Raw genomic sequence first — 16,358 nt, 5'->3', positions numbered from 1 at the left:
AATATAATCAATAAAGCAGCAGGAACTATGAAATTTGATTTGCCATTTCACTTTATTTAACAGAATAATTTAAATTGATCACTTTTAAAAAGTGGCATCCATGATCCCCACTTATGCTGCTTAATATCATTAAGTACTAGTAATAAGCCACTATTACCAGTTGTCAAATCAAGTGATAGTTTATAGCCGAATCTTCCCTGAACGAAAGCCGCATCTCCTTGACCTACAATATAATTATTAAGCAATTTTAGCTTGTGTGCTAATCGGTTATCATCAGTTAAATTGGCAACTGCAGTATCCAAAACTATTAAGCTAATAAAGCCATCAAATAAGCCATCTAAGTATGTTACAAAAACATCATTGGTTTTAATTAATTTTTGTAATATAGCTTTTTCATCCTGACTAACACTTTCGGGGCTATCTTGAATAAATTCTATTAATAATAACGCCAAACCTGCACTACCATGATTTACATACGGCATCAACCGTTCATAAGATAATGTATTGTCTTTAATATAAGCAACAGTTTGCTCAATTTCGAGTGAATTGCTCAATACTAAATGCAATATTCTTAATGCTTCTATGCGATATTTTTCAAACTTAGTAGCAATATACATTTTCCACAAAAACAGAGCTGCACCTAACCAGCCCGTTAACAAGCCACTATCACATTCTTTAGTATAATTTCTTGATTGAGTAAGTTCACTAACTTTTTTAGCTAATAATTGCGCTTGGCGCAAATATTTTTCATCATTATTCTGCATATAAAACGTTAAGTAGGCTAGACCTACACCAGAAATTCCAGAATAAATTGAAATATCTTGGTTTAATTTACAAGACAACAATTTGTCCATAATTAATTTGCTCAACTCTTGATAGCCCTGTTCAGCTAAAACTACCGCAATACCTGTAAGTCCTGTAAATAACCCGCTATTATTATCCTGATGATCTAGCAATTTTTTAATATTAGTAATCTGATTGTCAATCCAATTATGAATCTGGTGATTGATTTTGTTATTTAAGCAATTAGACCTTGTCAATGCCATAATTGCACCAAAAGCACCTTTAGCTACTGAGTAATAACTAGTTTGAGAATCATATTCTGCAATATCACCACGAATTAAGCCCCTAAAATCAAAATTAAGATGTTGGATAATCCCCTGTGCTACTTCTGCAATATTTTTATCAAGGTTATCAATATCAAAACTTGTTTTTGGCTTAGACAAATTTGCTTGATAATGTTGTGGGTGGCGTGCAGAAGTATTAAAATCTAGGCTCAACTTATTTTTCAAGCAATGAAAAAAGTCTACAATTTCAGGACCAAATTCATTAGCAATATTTTTATCCTGTTCTTGCTCGATTTCAGGAGCCCAATCAAAACCACTGGCTATTGGCAAAATCATATAACGCGCAATCTTATATAAAGCAATATTATCAGCCTCCCCAAAGGTATGAGCATTAACATCAGCATAACCTGGTGTTGCCATCCCCGGCTGATATTTAGCAGTCAATTTTTGCGAGTTTTCAAAGTCAATTAATTTAATGATATTGTCTGTTAAATTAAGTAAAATAACATTGTCTGGCTGTAAATCGCCAATCGCTAAGCCATAACTATGGATATGCTCAACTGCCACTGTCAATGCATTAATAATTGCAACACATTTTTTTGCATACTTCTTTTTTTCAGCTTTACTTGCAGTAAACGGATACTGACTATCAATAAAGTCAGCCAATGTATCTCCTTCAAGATATTCTTCTACCAAGTATAAATGCTTCCATGCCTTAAATTTTTCAAAGACATTAACTGTCTCTGGAACATCATGCAACTTTGCCAAAGCCTTATATTCGCGTTCTACTCGCTCAAAACCATCCAAGCCATTAGCATCAAGACCGGCATGAGCACGACCTTCTTTTAAGACGCACTCATTACCATTTAAAGTTGCATGATAAACTCCACCAGCATTACTAAAATGCAGTGCTGAGTCAATTTGATACTTCATTAATTGTTTAAATTCAGATTGGTTATATTGTTGAACGTTAGATTGCAATTCAGCAGGTTCCACAATGAACTCAGGCACTTGATAGTATGGTACTCTTTTATCTTCAATTAGATTTCCATGATTATCCCTGATGCAATATACTTCTTTACCATTAATTTTTGCTTTGATTTCTTTAAATGCACCATAGCGATAAAAAATATGGGTATCGTGCCATTCCTTATCGCTTAGAATATATGGACCTTCTAAAAAATTGCTTGTAACTTGCGCTAGTTCATCAAGTAGCTGAACAAATTCTTTGTCAGTTCTTGGATAAATCGTAATGAACTTTCCTGAGCCTGCACGATCGCCATACTTTGAATTACTTAAAACCAGCTCATCAAGAGTATTCACAAATTTATACGTTACCTGTTTAACCGTCAAATATTTACTAACAGCAAGTAGCAACTGCTGAGCATCCTTAATATTTGCTGAAATATGGATTTTCCAACCTTGTTCAGGCAATTGATGATCAAACAAAATGTAATGCCAATAATTATCACTATAATCATAAAACTTGCCAGTTGGCTTAATATATTTAAAACCATCCTGCTGATTATTGTTAGGTTGATAAAATAATGTCTTGTCATCTTTAATAAATCCAAGGTAGTCATTACCTGTTAATTCCATTATTGCCCTACTTTCTATTCATTAACTGCTAAAATTTGTTCCTTAACAAACTGCTGATACTTAGGAACTTTTTGCATTAAGTCTTTATGCGTGCCACTGCCAATAACGCGATGTTGATCCAAAAAGTAGATTTTGTCTGAATCAACAATTGTTGACAGTCTGTGTGCGATCACAATTAAGGTTGTCTTCTGCCCCATCATAATTTTATTCAAAGCATCCGAGACAATTTTTTCGGAATCAGGATCTAAGTTGGATGTTGCTTCATCTAAAATTAAAAAGTTTGCGTTTCTTAAATATGCACGTGCTAATTGCAGACGCTGCCTCTGACCACCAGATAGACCTACACCTTGCTCCCCGACAACAGTTTGCAATCCTTGCGGTAATTTTTTGATCTCAGCAGCTAAGTTAGCCTTTTCAAGTGCCGACCAAATTGCACTGTCTTTTGGTTTTTGGGCTAAACCAAAGGTTAAATTCAAATAAATTGTTCCCGAAATAATTGTATTTTCTTGTGTCACAACAGCAAACATATCCCGCCAAGTACTTAACTTATATTCTGATGCCTGTTCTTGACCCAAAAGTAATTTTCCATGCTCTATTTCATACAGTCTTGCTAACAAATTAATAATTGTCGTTTTCCCTGCACCAGACGGACCAACAATTGCCGTCTTCTTACCTGCCGCAAACTTAAGTGACACATTTTGTAAAACCGGTTCCTGATCGTTATAAGAAAAAGACACATTTTGCAAAATCAAATCACCACATACAGGTAATTGTGATATTTGCTTGGTATAAACATCCTGTTCACCTTGCGTATTTAGAATCTTATTAAGCTTAACAGTCGCACCTTTAGCTTGCTTATATCCCGCATAAAAATTGCCTAAGGAATTAATGGGATCAATTACTTGGAAAAGATATATTAAAAAAGAAACCAACGTTCCAATACTCAAACTCTGCTGCTGAACACGAATACCACCATAAATAATAATCATTAAAATGATGCCAAGAGTGAAAACGGTTTGGATTGGCCCAACAATTGAAAAAATCTTGTCAGTTCTCTTAGATACCTTAAAGAGATTATTAACAACGTCTTTAAAATTAGCTAAAACTGGCCGATAAGCATTATTTAACTTAATACTGCGAATATTATAGAGATTTTCTGTGCTTTGACCCGACAGTTCACTCAGCTTATTCTGCGTAATTACTGACAGCTTTTCGCTAATCTTCCCAATAGGAATGGCAATAAAAATAATTAATGAAAAAGACAAAATAATAAATAACGTTAATCGCCAATCAAGACTAAAGAGAATCAAAAATGAACCAACAATCGTGATCAAACTATTAATACTCGTTGGAATACTGCCAGTCATAAAATCCTGTACAACCTCAGCATCATTAATTACTCGACTTGAGAGTTGACCACTTCTTTTATCAGCAAAAAAACTCATTGGCAGTGTAAGTAAATGCTGCTCAACCTGCATCCGCACAGCAGCAATCTTGCGATCACCTGCTACACTGATGAGATACTCACTAATTGCACTCACAATAGCACTTAGAATAATTGCCACGGCAACTACTAACGCTAGATTGATATTTAAATGATTAACAATCTTAGTCTTGGCATCTACTAACTGCTTAATAACTAATGGTACCCAAATATTAACAAAGGTCCCACAAACACTAAGCAATATCCCAAAAACAAATCCCCACGATAAGGTATATAAAGTTATCTTCTTTTCCATAAGTAGACTCTCATTCTATTTCAACTAGTAAAGGCACATCTTAAAATAGCCTAAAGATGTGCCCTTAAAACTTGATGGAAATTTATTAAACATTTTTCAACTAATAAATTCTGATACAATCTTTATTTAAAGAAATCCCTTTAAAGCTTATTCACTATCCAGCAAGAATAATAAGACCACCAATACAAATGTATGTTACTTGTGGCTTTGATTTATGATGCTTTTTCCTTAACAAGTCTTCAGTTTGCAGATTTAATACTTCATTATTATCCATATTCTTATCTCCTCGTATTATAAAAATGATTTACGTAGATATCTTAAACTTTTTCTATAATGTAAAACTAAATTTTAATCAATCAAATGAATATAACGCTTACATTTAAACATATGTATGTTTTACGTTTTTTTGATTTTGATGACTTTCTTTTCAACAAATCTTCAGTTTGCAGATTCAACGATGGATTTTCTTTCATCATATCAACTTCTATCTAAATAATTTTAAAATCATGATAACAAATATAAGTTCTATTCTTATCCTTTATTCCATGAATACCGCTTTTCTTTTTACTACTATCATGAGCTAATTTTTCTATCTCATGAATAAAGTTATCTATAATTTGATTCAATTCATATCACTTCCCTTCAACCATTAATGAAATCAACCGATAAGTAACGAAAAACCCACTAAAAATATTTTCAACATAATTTTTTCCTTTCAATTCAATTAATTTTGTTGACACCATTATTAAATCAAAGTTATAAATAGAAGTAGCAATTTGTTGTCAAATTTCACATTTATATATTTTTAGAAAGAGAAGCTATGAAAACTTTTGGTGAAACCCTACAGAAAATTCGTAAGTCACGAAACATTACCCAACGTCAGTTATCGAGTAATACCCGAATAAATAGGTCTACTATCTCTAAGATTGAACATTCAGCTGAAGAACCTGCTTACGAAATGGCAGTTAGCTTAATCAGAACCTTAGGAATTACTCCAGATGAATTTTCTTATATTCGCAATAATTATCAGCTTGATACACATGACAAGATAATTTATGATATTCTCAATATCGCTTACAACACAGAAACAAATAAGATTGACAAGATAATTGAGCAAAGTACTTTATTATCTTCTGATCCAGTAATTACCAGACTAATACCTATTTTGAAAGGCTTTAAGGCAGCCAATACAAATAATTTAGCCTTAGCAAGAAAGCTTATTTTGCCTGTTTGGCATGATTATTTATCTAAGAATGAAACTTGGACAATATTAGACCTCTGCATTATTAATTTGATTTTTTTTGCTTTTGATGAAGAAACTATGGCCAGCATATCAGACCAGGCAATTCAAACAATTGAAAATAATTATCAATTTTTAAAGTCATTAGAATCTAGTTTTCTTCTTAATCAAGCCATTCTTTATATGGAGCGACAAGATTTCAGCACCGCAATTACTAGTTTAAATAGAGCATTACCACTTATTGAGCACTCTTTTCGTTATGACAAACTGTTTTTAGCCAAAGGCAGACTAGCTATCTGTCATCATAATCAAAAAGAAGCTCTACATTGTTTAAGTGTTCTAAAGGAAATGGGGGCTACCAGTGTCCACCAAGCATTAAACGAAGAAATAACCAAATTCAATAATCAATTTTAAAAAAGTATACGTAAAGAGGCTGTCACAATCGTGACAGCCTCTTTAATTACTATTTAGCTTTATCAAGTAAAATCCAAATTTTTCATATGACTTATAGCTTAATCTTGCCGCTAGCTAACAATTCATCACATTTTTCTGGTTCAAAAGCAGCACCGACTATAAAGTCATCAGGGACAACCATAATCCCGCGCTTTTGTTCAGCATGCTCTAAGCCTAATTCGCGAGCTGAACAAATCATCCCGTATGAAGCAACGCCGCGTAAGTCGCCAGGCCAGATTTGTTGACCATTAGGCATTAAAGTACCAGGAAGGGCAATAACAACTTTTTGACCTTGAGCAATATTAGGGGCACCACAAACGATTTGGTGTTCCTCACCATCGCCAACTTCAATTGTTGTGACGTGCAAATGGTCAGAATCTGGATGCTTATCACAAGTCTTAACAAAGCCGTAGACAAGTGTTGGCTTGCCATAAGCTAATTCGGTGTCAAAGCCCGCTTCTGCCAATTTTTGGTTTAAAGCAGTTAAGTCATCAGCGGTTAATTTAACTTGACCATCTGGCAATTGATCGTAGTCAATTATTTGGTCAACGTTAAAAAAGTTATAACCAGTAACATTGCCCTTTTCATCAATAACTTGGGTAATGTCACCCTTTTGGACGTATTCACTCTTACCGTTATCTTGACCCAAAATCACGATTAAGGTGTTAGGGTAACTGCGTTTATTAATACTAGTAATCATTAAATTATCTCCTTCATTAGTCGAGTGACCGCAAAAAGTCCTCAACTTCATCTTTAGTCTTGCGATCCTTATTTACTAGTCTACCAATTTCTGCGCCATCTTGGTAGACAACAAATGAAGGAATTCCCATAATATCTAATTCTTTAGCCAAATCAATTGAGCCATCACGGTCAATTTGATAGAACTTACTATCGGCAAAATCTTGCTCAATCGCAGGCATAAATGGGTCTAAGAAGCGGCAGTCTGGGCACCAATCAGCCGAAAATTCCAAAACAGTCCGTCCATTTTTGGTAATTTCAGTTAATTTTTCTTGAGTTAATTCTTTAATTTGTTCCATCGGTATAACCTCTTTTATTGTTATTCAATACTTAACTATTTTACTCCAAAATCAGCATGAAGAGCATAAATTGGATTACCTTTAGCAGCAAATTTGTGTTCATATTCTGTTTCCACGTTTTGTGCCACAATCTCTTCAGCCTCATGGTGTAAATCAACGGATGCAAAGTCAAAATGCATCCCGTAATTATTCATACTCTGCAATGAATACGCAAATAACCCAGCATTATCCGTTTTAAACTCAATCTGACCTGCATCAGTTAAGACCTTTTCATATTTACTTAAAAATGATTGGTAAGTCAAGCGGCGTTTTTCATGCCGCGTCTTTGGCCACGGATCGCTAAAGTTAAGGTAAATGACATCAGTTGAATTTGGTGCAAAAAACGCATCAATTGCTGCCGCATCGGCACACAAAATTTGCAAATTATCTAATTGTTTATCAAGCTTTGTGCGCAAGATAATGCCAGCAGCCGTAATCTGCAATTCAACCGCCACAAAGTTTTTTTCTGGGTGCATCTCGGCCAAGGTGGTAATAAAATGCCCTTTTCCTGAACCTACTTCAATTTCTAATGGCTGCTCAGGCTTAGGGAACCGCTGTGCCCAGTCAATCTTTACTTCTGGATCTGGTCGATCAAGAACACTCTCTGGATGGTTCTTCACTAACTCCACGGCCCACGGCTTATTTCGTAATCTCATTTATTAAATCTTCCTCTTCTTAATTTTATATGGTAGATACAGCTGCACAATCAAGCCACTAAAGCAAATTAGCAACCCAATTGCCTCCAGCAACTGTATGTTAAATGGCAATAATAGCAGCCATGACGCGCTAATCAACAACCATTGTAATAACATTGGCAACCTTAAGGCAACAATTAAGTCGTGGCCCCGATTTTGACGCAAAATTGGCGCAACACGATACATAATATTATCATCAAACTCGTCAGCCATGGGTAGCAACTGATAAGCTGTCAAAAAGATTACTAGGCAAGATAATCCAAGTGCCCACGCCCAATTTTGGACAAGCCATGAGATAAGAATTGCAAAAGCGGTCATTCGCACCAATAAATTTAAATTTTCCGGATTACGCAATAGCGACCGCCGATACAAAAAGCGGTTAGGATTTTCGCGTTCAAGTGACCGCGGCAACAAAAAGTCTAGATACTTCCGCCGCTTGATAGTGACTTGCTTTTCTTTGACGTCAGTAAACATGCTAAAGGCAGTGTAGACCCGATTTTTACGTTTTTCTTCTAGAGCTACAGCATAACGCCAATCAAATAATGTTTTCCGTTCCAAAAATAAGTACATCGCAACAATACCGGCTACTAATAAGACCAGTAACAGCCAAATTAATATCGGCTGCATTATTGCTAAACACAGAACAATTAATAATGCTAAGTTAACTAAAACTAATGAAATTTTCCGACCAAAATACAGATTTTGCTGGGTGATTTTTAATTGTAAAATCTTACCAAGCCATATGGCAACTGCAAATTCCCAATAACTTACTGGCGCTAGGCCCGCCTTAATCGTTGCAAACGGAAATAAAATACCGGCTAACAATACAATTAATAATGTCGGCAGTGCCATACTGTACTTGACTAAAGGACTTAAATACAAGTTCATCTGCTCATCTTGCGGCAATAAAAATTGCAGGTCTGCTTCTTGCAGGAGCGTAACTAGGTTGCCCGTTAATAATGGCAGCCATAATAATGCCGCAACTAGTGGTCGATAAAACCATAATCCTTGCGGAATCGTCTTCATGCTTTGTGCATACCAATACATCAAGGCACCAAAGAGAAAAATTAACGCTAGGATAAAAAAGTCGTTGAAAACTAACATTAAATATTTGAGCGACTGCCGTAAATTATGCTGAAGTCGAATTTGAGCCAATCTACGCATGGTGCTGCTCCTGATTCAAAACTTGATAAAGCTTGTCAAAAGCATCGCTTGGCTTCAAACCATAATGTGCCCGAATTTCATCAAGGCTGCCGATTACCTCAATTGTGCCGTTATTTAAAACCGCATAGTTAGAGATTGCCTGCTCAGCGTCTGCTAAAACGTGGGTCGTCATCAAGACCATCTTGTCGTCAGCGATTGCCTGCTTAATTAAATCAATCAAATTGGCAACTGCTAACGGGTCAAGTCCAGTGAATGGCTCATCAATTACCAATAAGCTGGTATCGGCTAAAAAGGCTGTCACAATCATTACTTTTTGTTTCATTCCTTTTGAAAAGTGGATCGGCAGCCAATCCAACTTGTCATCTAAGCGGAATAATTTTAATAATTTCTCTGCTCGCTCCCAAGCTGTTTGCGGAATTAGTTGGTAAGCCAGCATCGTCAATTCCAAATGTTCCGCCAAGGTTAATTCTGGATATAAAACCGGTGTCTCTGGAATATACGCAACCTCTTGCTTAAACTCCGTCGGCTGCTTAGTTAGTTCCACGCCATTAAGACGGATTGTCCCCTTTTGCGGTCTTAATAAACCCAAAAGATGCTTGATTGTTGTGGACTTTCCCGCACCATTTAGTCCAATTAATCCCAAGGCCTCGCCCGGTTTAATCTCTAAGTTAATATTTCTAATTACTGGCACGCCCGTGTAGCCACCAGTTAAGTGCTCAATTTTCAGAACCATATTTCCTGTCTTTCTTTTAATGAATTTACTCATTTTATATGATAGCATGATATTAAAAGAAACTAAATTTTGAAATAAAAGAGGTATAAAAATGAATCAATTAGACGAAGACTGTTTATTTTGTAAAATTATCCGTGGTGACGTTCCTAGTTACACTGTTTTTGAAAATGATGATGTCAAGGCTTTCCTTGACCTATCACAAGTAAACCCGGGTCACACCCTGATGGTTCCTAAAAAGCACATTACCAACTTTTTTGATTACACATCAGAAGATGCGCGGCGCTTTTTGCAATATATCCCAGAAATTGCCAATGCAATCAAAAAGTTTGACCCTAAAATTACTGGCATGAATATTAATACCAATAATGGCAGTAGCGCCAACCAAGTTGTGATGCACTCACACATTCACTTTGTTCCCCGGTTTGAAGGCGACGGTCTTAAGCTTGCCACACGCAACAATGCAGATAAATATAGTGAAGCTGATTACCAAAAGATTGCTGACGAAATTAAAGCCCAATTTTAAGGAGTAAATTATGAAACATTTTAGTTTAGGCATTGCTGCTGGTGCAGCTCTTGGCATGATCTTATCAATATTGACTGATGATGAAGGCACTAGGTACGGCGCACCAATTAAACGTGAAGTTGATGGTACTGTAGAAGACACCAATAGTCTTGTTTCGTCTGTCGCTAATTTAAAGGAAGCTAAGCAAAAATTAACTGAGGTTATTCCTGAGACGCAACAGGCAATTATCTCCTTGCAAAATGATATTGAATATTATCAAGCAAAATTGGTCCGCTTAGTCGAGGATTTAAAGGGCCAAAATGACGAATTAACTGACGATTTGGCCACTAAAGCCAAAAAATAGTAAAGAAAGTTTGAATTTTCTGTGAAAATAGAAAAATTAAAAACGCTGCCAGCTAATTTATGTTATATTAGTTGTCGATGACTTAATTTATTAAGGATGTGGAGAATCTATTTTATGAAAAAATATTTGAAAAAGGCAGCCGCAGTGATCGCTGTAGCTGGAATTGCATTATCAACTGCTGCTTGTTCTAATGGTGGTAAAACTGTTGCTTCATATAAGGGTGGTAAGATTACTCAAAATGATTACTACAACGAAATGAAGAAGTCCCAAGCTGGTCAATCAGCTTTGGCTAACATGATTATCAACCATGTTTTGGATCAACAATACGGCAGTAAAGTTTCCAAGAGCCAAGTCAACAAGCAATTTGATAACTACAAGAAGCAATACGGTTCTCAATTTAGCGCTGTTTTACAACAACAAGGCATGACGGAATCAAGCTTTAAGGATAATTTGAAGACTACTTTGCTTTCCGAAGCAGCTTTGAAAGACATCAAGAAGATTTCAAAGAGCCAAGAAGACAAGGCTTGGAAGTCATACCAACCTAAAGTTACTGTTCAACATATCTTAGTTGCTAAGAAGTCAACTGCTGAAGACATTATCAGCCAATTAAAAGCCGGTAAAAGTTTCAAGGCTTTGGCTAAGAAGTACTCAACAGATACTGGTACTAAATCAAAAGCTGGTAAGTTGCCTGCCTTTGATTCAACCGACACAAGTTTAGATGCTGGCTTCAAGAAGGCAGCATTCCAATTGAAGACTGGTGAAATTACTAAGACTCCGGTTAAATCACAATATGGTTACCATATTATCAAGATGATTAACCACCCAGCCAAAGGTTCATTTGCTTCACATAAGAAGGAAATTGACAACCAAATTTACCAATCAATGTCACAAGACCAAGAAACAATGCGCGATGTTATCGCAACTGTTTTGAAGAAGGCTGACGTTTCTATCAAGGATAATGACTTAAAGAACGTTTTAGCATCATACGTTTCTACTTCAAAGAATTAATTTGAATTAGCAATAAAAAAGAAGTTCGTCAGCGAACTTCTTTTTTGTTTATTCTAACTTATGTGACTTAGTTAACGGTTCATCAACCTTGGGACGATAAAATTTCCTTCCACCTTGACTCATAATATTGTCAGTAAAACTGCCGGGTCGCGTATGTTGCAATGCATTAGTAATCGCATAAACTGCCGCATCCATATCATCAATCCGGTGCAGTAATTCCGCTTCAAGCAGAGCTGGCAATTTTGGCGAACCATATTCAAACTTGCCGTGGTGCGACAAGACCATGTGCCGCAGCAATAACAAGTCTTCTGATTCAGTATCAATCTTCATGTCTTGTGCAGCCATCATAATTTGCTCATCAATCAATACCAAGTGACCAATAAGATTGCCTTCTGTTGTGTATTGCGTAGCTGCAGGACCAGTTAATTCTAAGACCTTGCCCATGTCATGCAAAATGCAACCAGCGTATAATAGTGACCGATTAACCTGCTGGTAATTATCCACAATTCCCTTGGCATCCCGCAGCATTGAAACTGTGTGGAAGGCCAAGCCGCCGCGGACAGCATGGTGGTTGCTTTTACCTGCGGGATAATCAAAGAAACGCTGATCCCACTTTTTCAGCAAATAACGTACAATGCGATTCCAAGTCGGGTTTAAGATTTCAAACACATACTGGTTGATTTCTTCCTTCATGTCCGCAATCTTTTCGGGGGCTGACTTGATAAATTCTTTCAAATCATAGCCCTCCTCTGGCCCAACTACCCGTAAACTATAAATCTTAATCTGCGGCTGATCTTGATATTCTTCGCGTCTCCCATTGAGCTCAACAAGTGTCCCAGCACTAAAAGTTGCCGCATCTTGATTATTGGCATCCCAAAAATTACCACGAATTTCTCCAGAGCTATCACCAAAAGACATCGCTAAATATAACTTGCCCTTTTTTGTATGACGCAACTGAGAATTCTTAATTAAAACTACTAACTCTAATTCTTCACCATCATTGTAATCCAATAGGCGTCTAAACATTTTCGGTTCCTTTCGTAAAAGTCAGCGGTTGCAGCTTTAATTGCTCAACTAATTTCTTTTGTGCCGTAAAAATCAAAACTTGAGTAGTTTGTGCAATTTGCTTTAAAAGCTGTTCAATTTGACCCGTTCTTTGATCGTCAAAATTAACAAATGAATCATCAATTAGGATTGGCAAATTAATTTGTTCCTTAACCTGCTGAACAAATGCCAGCTTTAAGGCAAAGTAAAGTTGTTCCTGCGTACCGCGCGAGAGGTATTTCACCTTGATAGTTTTACCATCAGCTCGTGTGACAGATAATTTTTTATCAATTTTAATATTATTATACCGGTTATTTGTTAACAGTCGCAAATATTCTTTTGCATCAGTTAACATTTTTGGAAAACGTTCATTGGATGCAAGGTCTAACGCGCGGCTAATCCACTTGCTGGCAAATAAGTTAGCTAAATATTCAGCACTTTGGTTGCGAAATAGCGTTTGCGTGTTGGCCAATTCTTGTTTAGCCGTAAAGACGGCTGTTGAACTAGCGAGATGAGCCATTTTAACATTGGTTTCGGCTACTTGACCCTGAAGGGTATGATTTTGCTCTTCAACTGCAGCAATTTTCTGCCGTAAAGCAGTTTCTTTTGCCTGCACCTTAGGTTCATCTTGTAAAAATTGAGCTAATTGTGGCAAGTCATCTTGCAGATTGGCCGTCAATGCTGCAATCTGGGTTTTAATTGTTTCCTGCTGCTGCTTGACAATCTGCAATTGCCCATAATCAGCTAAAGTTTTAACCCCAGCTTCGGCCAACACAGCTTTCAATTTTAAATTAACCTGCTGCAACTCGGCATTATTTTCTGCTAAGCTACTTTCCACTGTTGCCTTAGTTTCCTCTTGATGCTGCTTTTGCTTTTCTTGTTCAGCTAGCGAATCAAGTGCGGCAATTACTCCAGCAAAATCTGTCGGCACATTGTGGTTCAAAACCATGCTCAGTTCGTGTGCTAATTGGTCAACTTGCTCTTGTAAATTTGCTAACTGCTCGCGATTGGCCTGCTCATTTTGCTTCTGCAGTTGATATTGCCGCCACTGATTGAGCAAATTAGGCAAGTCTAAGGTTTCCGGATTAAGGTGATACTTTTGACCAAAAGCAGTTTGCATTTGCTTAACTTTAGCTTGTTTTGCACGCACAGCTGCCTGCCTATTTTCCTGCAGTTTTTGCTGCTTAACAGCCCAGCAAGCGCCAATAATTCCGAAAATTAGTAAAAGACCACCAACAATTCGTGGACCAGTAACTAATAAAATCACACCAATGAGTGGCAAAATACCAGCTGCTACCAGCCAAATTCGATTATTTGAATTATCACTTTGAACTATCGGCTGCTTAGATGATAATGCTTGATAATCTTGCTGCAACTTAATAATTGCCTCTTGATTAAGCCCAATAATCTGTTGCAAATCTGGCGTTAGCGCCAATAATTGTTGCTCAGCCTGCGTAATCTGTTGCGCCTTTTGCACACATGAAGAATATTCTGCTTTCCACTGCAGTAATTCTGGCTTTTTCTGAACCAATTTGGCTGCTCTAGCATTTTCAGCAATATCAGTAAACTGCGTTAGTCGCTTTCTTAAGCCCGCAATCGTCTGTTGTAAATTTTGCTGCTGCACGGCTAATTTTTGTGCAAGTTGATACTGCGCAGGATCAAACTTAACCTCTTTTAACTGTTGCTTCAACTCTAGCAGTTTTTGATAATTCGGCAACTGCTTACGCAACTGCTCAATCTGATTCAATTCACCTTGCAGGTTATGTAATTCAGTTTCACTGTTTTTTTGCAAATTTTTCTGCTCAAGTGCGCTAGACTCCAAGGTCTGATAATCAGTAAATTCACCCTCGGTTTCATCTAACTGCGCTCTTTGCTCCTGCATCTTTGTCAGCAGCTTATTTACTGGCGGTAGTGAACCTCGATTCTTAAATAATTTATCCGCCGCTTTGGCAAACTTGTCACGCAAATCAATGAGCTGGTCGCTGTTGGCTGCTCCCAAATAATAAATCCGCTCTAAGAGATCTGTCTGACTAATGTCAATTACTTTAGCTAACATGTCTTGGTTAAAAATAAAACTTGCGGTATAAAAATCGCCGTCAATATTTTTAATTTGGTCAAAAAAGACACTTTCGGGAACAACTTGCCCGTCACACTTAACAGTTAACGTTCCCAATTTTGACCCCTTGCCGCTGGCATACAACCGCTCTACTTCAAACTGTTGACCATTTTCCGCTGTAAAAAATAGCGAGCCCCCCATCGGACTGACACGAGCCAACGGTTTATAATCTTCAAAAAAATCGCTGGTGCGTTTACCCAAATGAAAGCCAAACAAAATCTGCTTAATAAAGGCCACAACCGTGCTCTTGCCCGCTTCATTGGCACCAAAAAAGACATTCAGATTCTTATCCGCTAAATCAAAGGTAAAATTTGAAAACTGGCCAAAATTAATAATTTTTATCTTAATCAGTTTCATCGTTAATCCCCTTTAAATTATTGTTCAGCTTAACTGCAGCTAACTCCTTCACCTCTTGTAAAAATTGCGGATCCTGTGCGAGTATAGCAGCCAATTCATCCTTTTTAATCCAATCTTGACCTAACTTGGCAAATGTTTCTGGATCAAAAAGTTCTTCCGCGGCTTGCGTGAAGTAAGCCTGGTCGTTAGCAGCAATTTCTAAGCGACTGTTAGTAGTAAAACGCACATCCACTAATTGCGACTCAAAAGCTAGTTCTCGTGAAATTCCCTGCCAATAATTGGTATCTTGCACCAGTTCCCGCTCTTGATCGTTCAGATACTCGGCGCCAATAATTTGCAAGCTATAATAAGTCGTCGATTCTGGTTTGAGACTTGCTAAAACATGCATCCGCAAATCATTGGGCGTAATTTCAGCAGTTAAAGTCAGCGTAGCTTTTGCCCAAACAATTGGACTAGTTGGCATGAATTTAATTTGCGTCTTCTTTGTCTGCTCGTTAATTATTCCCAGATAACAGCCCTTAACGCCCAATTCGTTAATGTGGCGGCCCTGAATGTTGCCAGGGTAAACAATTAGCGGTGTTTCTGACAAAATTTGCCGCAAGTGAATATGACCAAGGGCAAAATAATCATAATTAAGACTTTTTAATTCGCTCAAATTAAACGGTGCATAAACATTTTGACTAACTTGCCCAGCCCTTTCTTGAGCGTGCATCATCCCGAAGGTATAGTGCACAGTTTTTGCAGGAAAATTCGGCACGAGATCAGAAGTAATGTGATTGTTAAGATAAGAAAAACCGCTAACATCGTAGTCAAAACCGCTTCTAGTTTGGCAAGACACGGTTTCAACCTGCTCACCATCACCCAGCAGTTTAAAGTACGGACTATCTGGCACCAATAAATCCGCTGCCCACATGTGATCATGATTACCAAAAATCATCACTACCTGAATTTGAGCATCTGTCAGGCGTTTAATTTGGTCAGCTAAAAATAGCTGACTGCCGGGATTAGGCCGACTACTATCAAAGGTGTCGCCAGCAATTAACACTAGGTCAACCTGTTCTGCTAAGGCAAGGTCGACAATCTTACTTAAAGACTGATTGGGTGCTTGTTGGATTTGAGAAAATCGCTTAGATGGCAAAAAAGATAGCCCCAAAAATGGACTATCTAAATGTGCATCCGCAAAGTGGATAAATTTCATAAT

14 protein-coding genes are annotated in these 16,358 nt (G+C 37.2%); 4 read left to right on the top strand and 10 right to left on the bottom strand.

What is annotated here, in order from left to right:
- Nucleotides 1-56: 56 nt before the first annotated feature.
- Together lanKC and PT287_RS05970 are read right to left on the bottom strand one after the other, a co-directional pair.
- On the bottom strand, nt 57-2,666 hold the full coding sequence (lanKC, locus tag PT287_RS05975; protein WP_277133435.1) for a class III lanthionine synthetase LanKC: 2,610 nt from the start codon (nt 2,664-2,666) through the stop codon (nt 57-59).
- Nucleotides 2,667-2,680: 14 nt separating this feature from the next.
- Entirely contained in the window at nt 2,681-4,405 is a 1,725-nt protein-coding gene (locus tag PT287_RS05970) for an ABC transporter ATP-binding protein (protein WP_277133433.1), read from the bottom strand.
- Nucleotides 4,406-5,225: 820 nt separating this feature from the next.
- Here PT287_RS05970 and PT287_RS05965 point away from each other — a divergent pair.
- Nucleotides 5,226-6,059, top strand: coding sequence for a helix-turn-helix domain-containing protein (locus tag PT287_RS05965; protein ID WP_277133431.1), 834 nt, complete (start codon nt 5,226-5,228; stop codon nt 6,057-6,059).
- Between the two features lie 91 nt (nt 6,060-6,150).
- Here the strand turns inward: PT287_RS05965 and ytpR are convergent, their stop codons facing one another.
- The 5 genes from ytpR to PT287_RS05940 are packed head-to-tail and all read right to left on the bottom strand — an operon-like array spanning nt 6,151 to nt 9,766.
- Nucleotides 6,151-6,798 (bottom strand): YtpR family tRNA-binding protein, encoded by a 648-nt coding sequence (gene ytpR / locus PT287_RS05960; RefSeq protein WP_277133429.1) that lies wholly within the window; start codon nt 6,796-6,798, stop codon nt 6,151-6,153.
- 16 nt (nt 6,799-6,814) lie between these two features.
- A complete protein-coding gene (locus tag PT287_RS05955) occupies nt 6,815-7,135 on the bottom strand; it encodes a thioredoxin family protein (protein WP_277133427.1) in 321 nt (106 codons plus the stop codon).
- 35 nt (nt 7,136-7,170) lie between these two features.
- Entirely contained in the window at nt 7,171-7,830 is a 660-nt protein-coding gene (gene trmB / locus PT287_RS05950; protein ID WP_277133425.1) for a tRNA (guanosine(46)-N7)-methyltransferase TrmB, read from the bottom strand.
- 3 nt (nt 7,831-7,833) lie between these two features.
- A complete protein-coding gene (locus tag PT287_RS05945) occupies nt 7,834-9,033 on the bottom strand; it encodes an ABC transporter permease (protein ID WP_277133423.1) in 1,200 nt (399 codons plus the stop codon).
- Entirely contained in the window at nt 9,026-9,766 is a 741-nt protein-coding gene (locus PT287_RS05940; protein ID WP_277133421.1) for an ABC transporter ATP-binding protein, read from the bottom strand. Before PT287_RS05940 ends, PT287_RS05945 begins: the two co-directional genes overlap by 8 nt.
- Before the next feature lie 91 nt (nt 9,767-9,857).
- On the opposite strand from PT287_RS05940, the gene PT287_RS05935 reads away from it, so the two are divergent.
- From PT287_RS05935 to PT287_RS05925, 3 genes are all read left to right on the top strand, one after another.
- Nucleotides 9,858-10,289 carry an HIT family protein gene (locus PT287_RS05935; RefSeq protein ID WP_277133420.1) on the top strand — a complete coding sequence of 144 codons (432 nt, stop codon included), beginning with the start codon at nt 9,858-9,860 and terminating at the stop codon, nt 10,287-10,289.
- Between the two features lie 10 nt (nt 10,290-10,299).
- A complete protein-coding gene (locus PT287_RS05930) occupies nt 10,300-10,632 on the top strand; it encodes a hypothetical protein (RefSeq protein ID WP_277133418.1) in 333 nt (110 codons plus the stop codon).
- Nucleotides 10,633-10,746: 114 nt separating this feature from the next.
- Nucleotides 10,747-11,640, top strand: a complete 894-nt coding sequence (locus PT287_RS05925) for a peptidylprolyl isomerase PrsA (protein WP_277133416.1) — start codon at nt 10,747-10,749, stop codon at nt 11,638-11,640.
- 48 nt (nt 11,641-11,688) lie between these two features.
- Here PT287_RS05925 and PT287_RS05920 read toward each other — a convergent pair whose 3' ends face one another.
- The 3 genes from PT287_RS05920 to PT287_RS05910 are packed head-to-tail and all read right to left on the bottom strand — an operon-like array spanning nt 11,689 to nt 16,355.
- Entirely contained in the window at nt 11,689-12,666 is a 978-nt protein-coding gene (locus tag PT287_RS05920; protein ID WP_277133414.1) for an HD domain-containing protein, read from the bottom strand.
- The gene (locus tag PT287_RS05915) at nt 12,659-15,157 is read right to left on the bottom strand and encodes an AAA family ATPase (RefSeq protein WP_277133412.1); all 2,499 of its coding nucleotides are present in this window, start codon (nt 15,155-15,157) and stop codon (nt 12,659-12,661) included. Before PT287_RS05915 ends, PT287_RS05920 begins: the two co-directional genes overlap by 8 nt.
- Nucleotides 15,144-16,355 (bottom strand): DNA repair exonuclease, encoded by a 1,212-nt coding sequence (locus PT287_RS05910; protein ID WP_277133410.1) that lies wholly within the window; start codon nt 16,353-16,355, stop codon nt 15,144-15,146. Before PT287_RS05910 ends, PT287_RS05915 begins: the two co-directional genes overlap by 14 nt.
- Nucleotides 16,356-16,358 lie beyond the last annotated feature (3 nt).

Source organism: Lactobacillus sp. ESL0679 (assembly GCF_029433515.1).
In the GTDB taxonomy this organism is placed as follows: Bacteria; Bacillota; Bacilli; order Lactobacillales; family Lactobacillaceae; genus Lactobacillus.
Note: the sequence above shows the minus strand (reverse complement) of the source record. Positions and strands in the feature narration are given on the sequence as shown.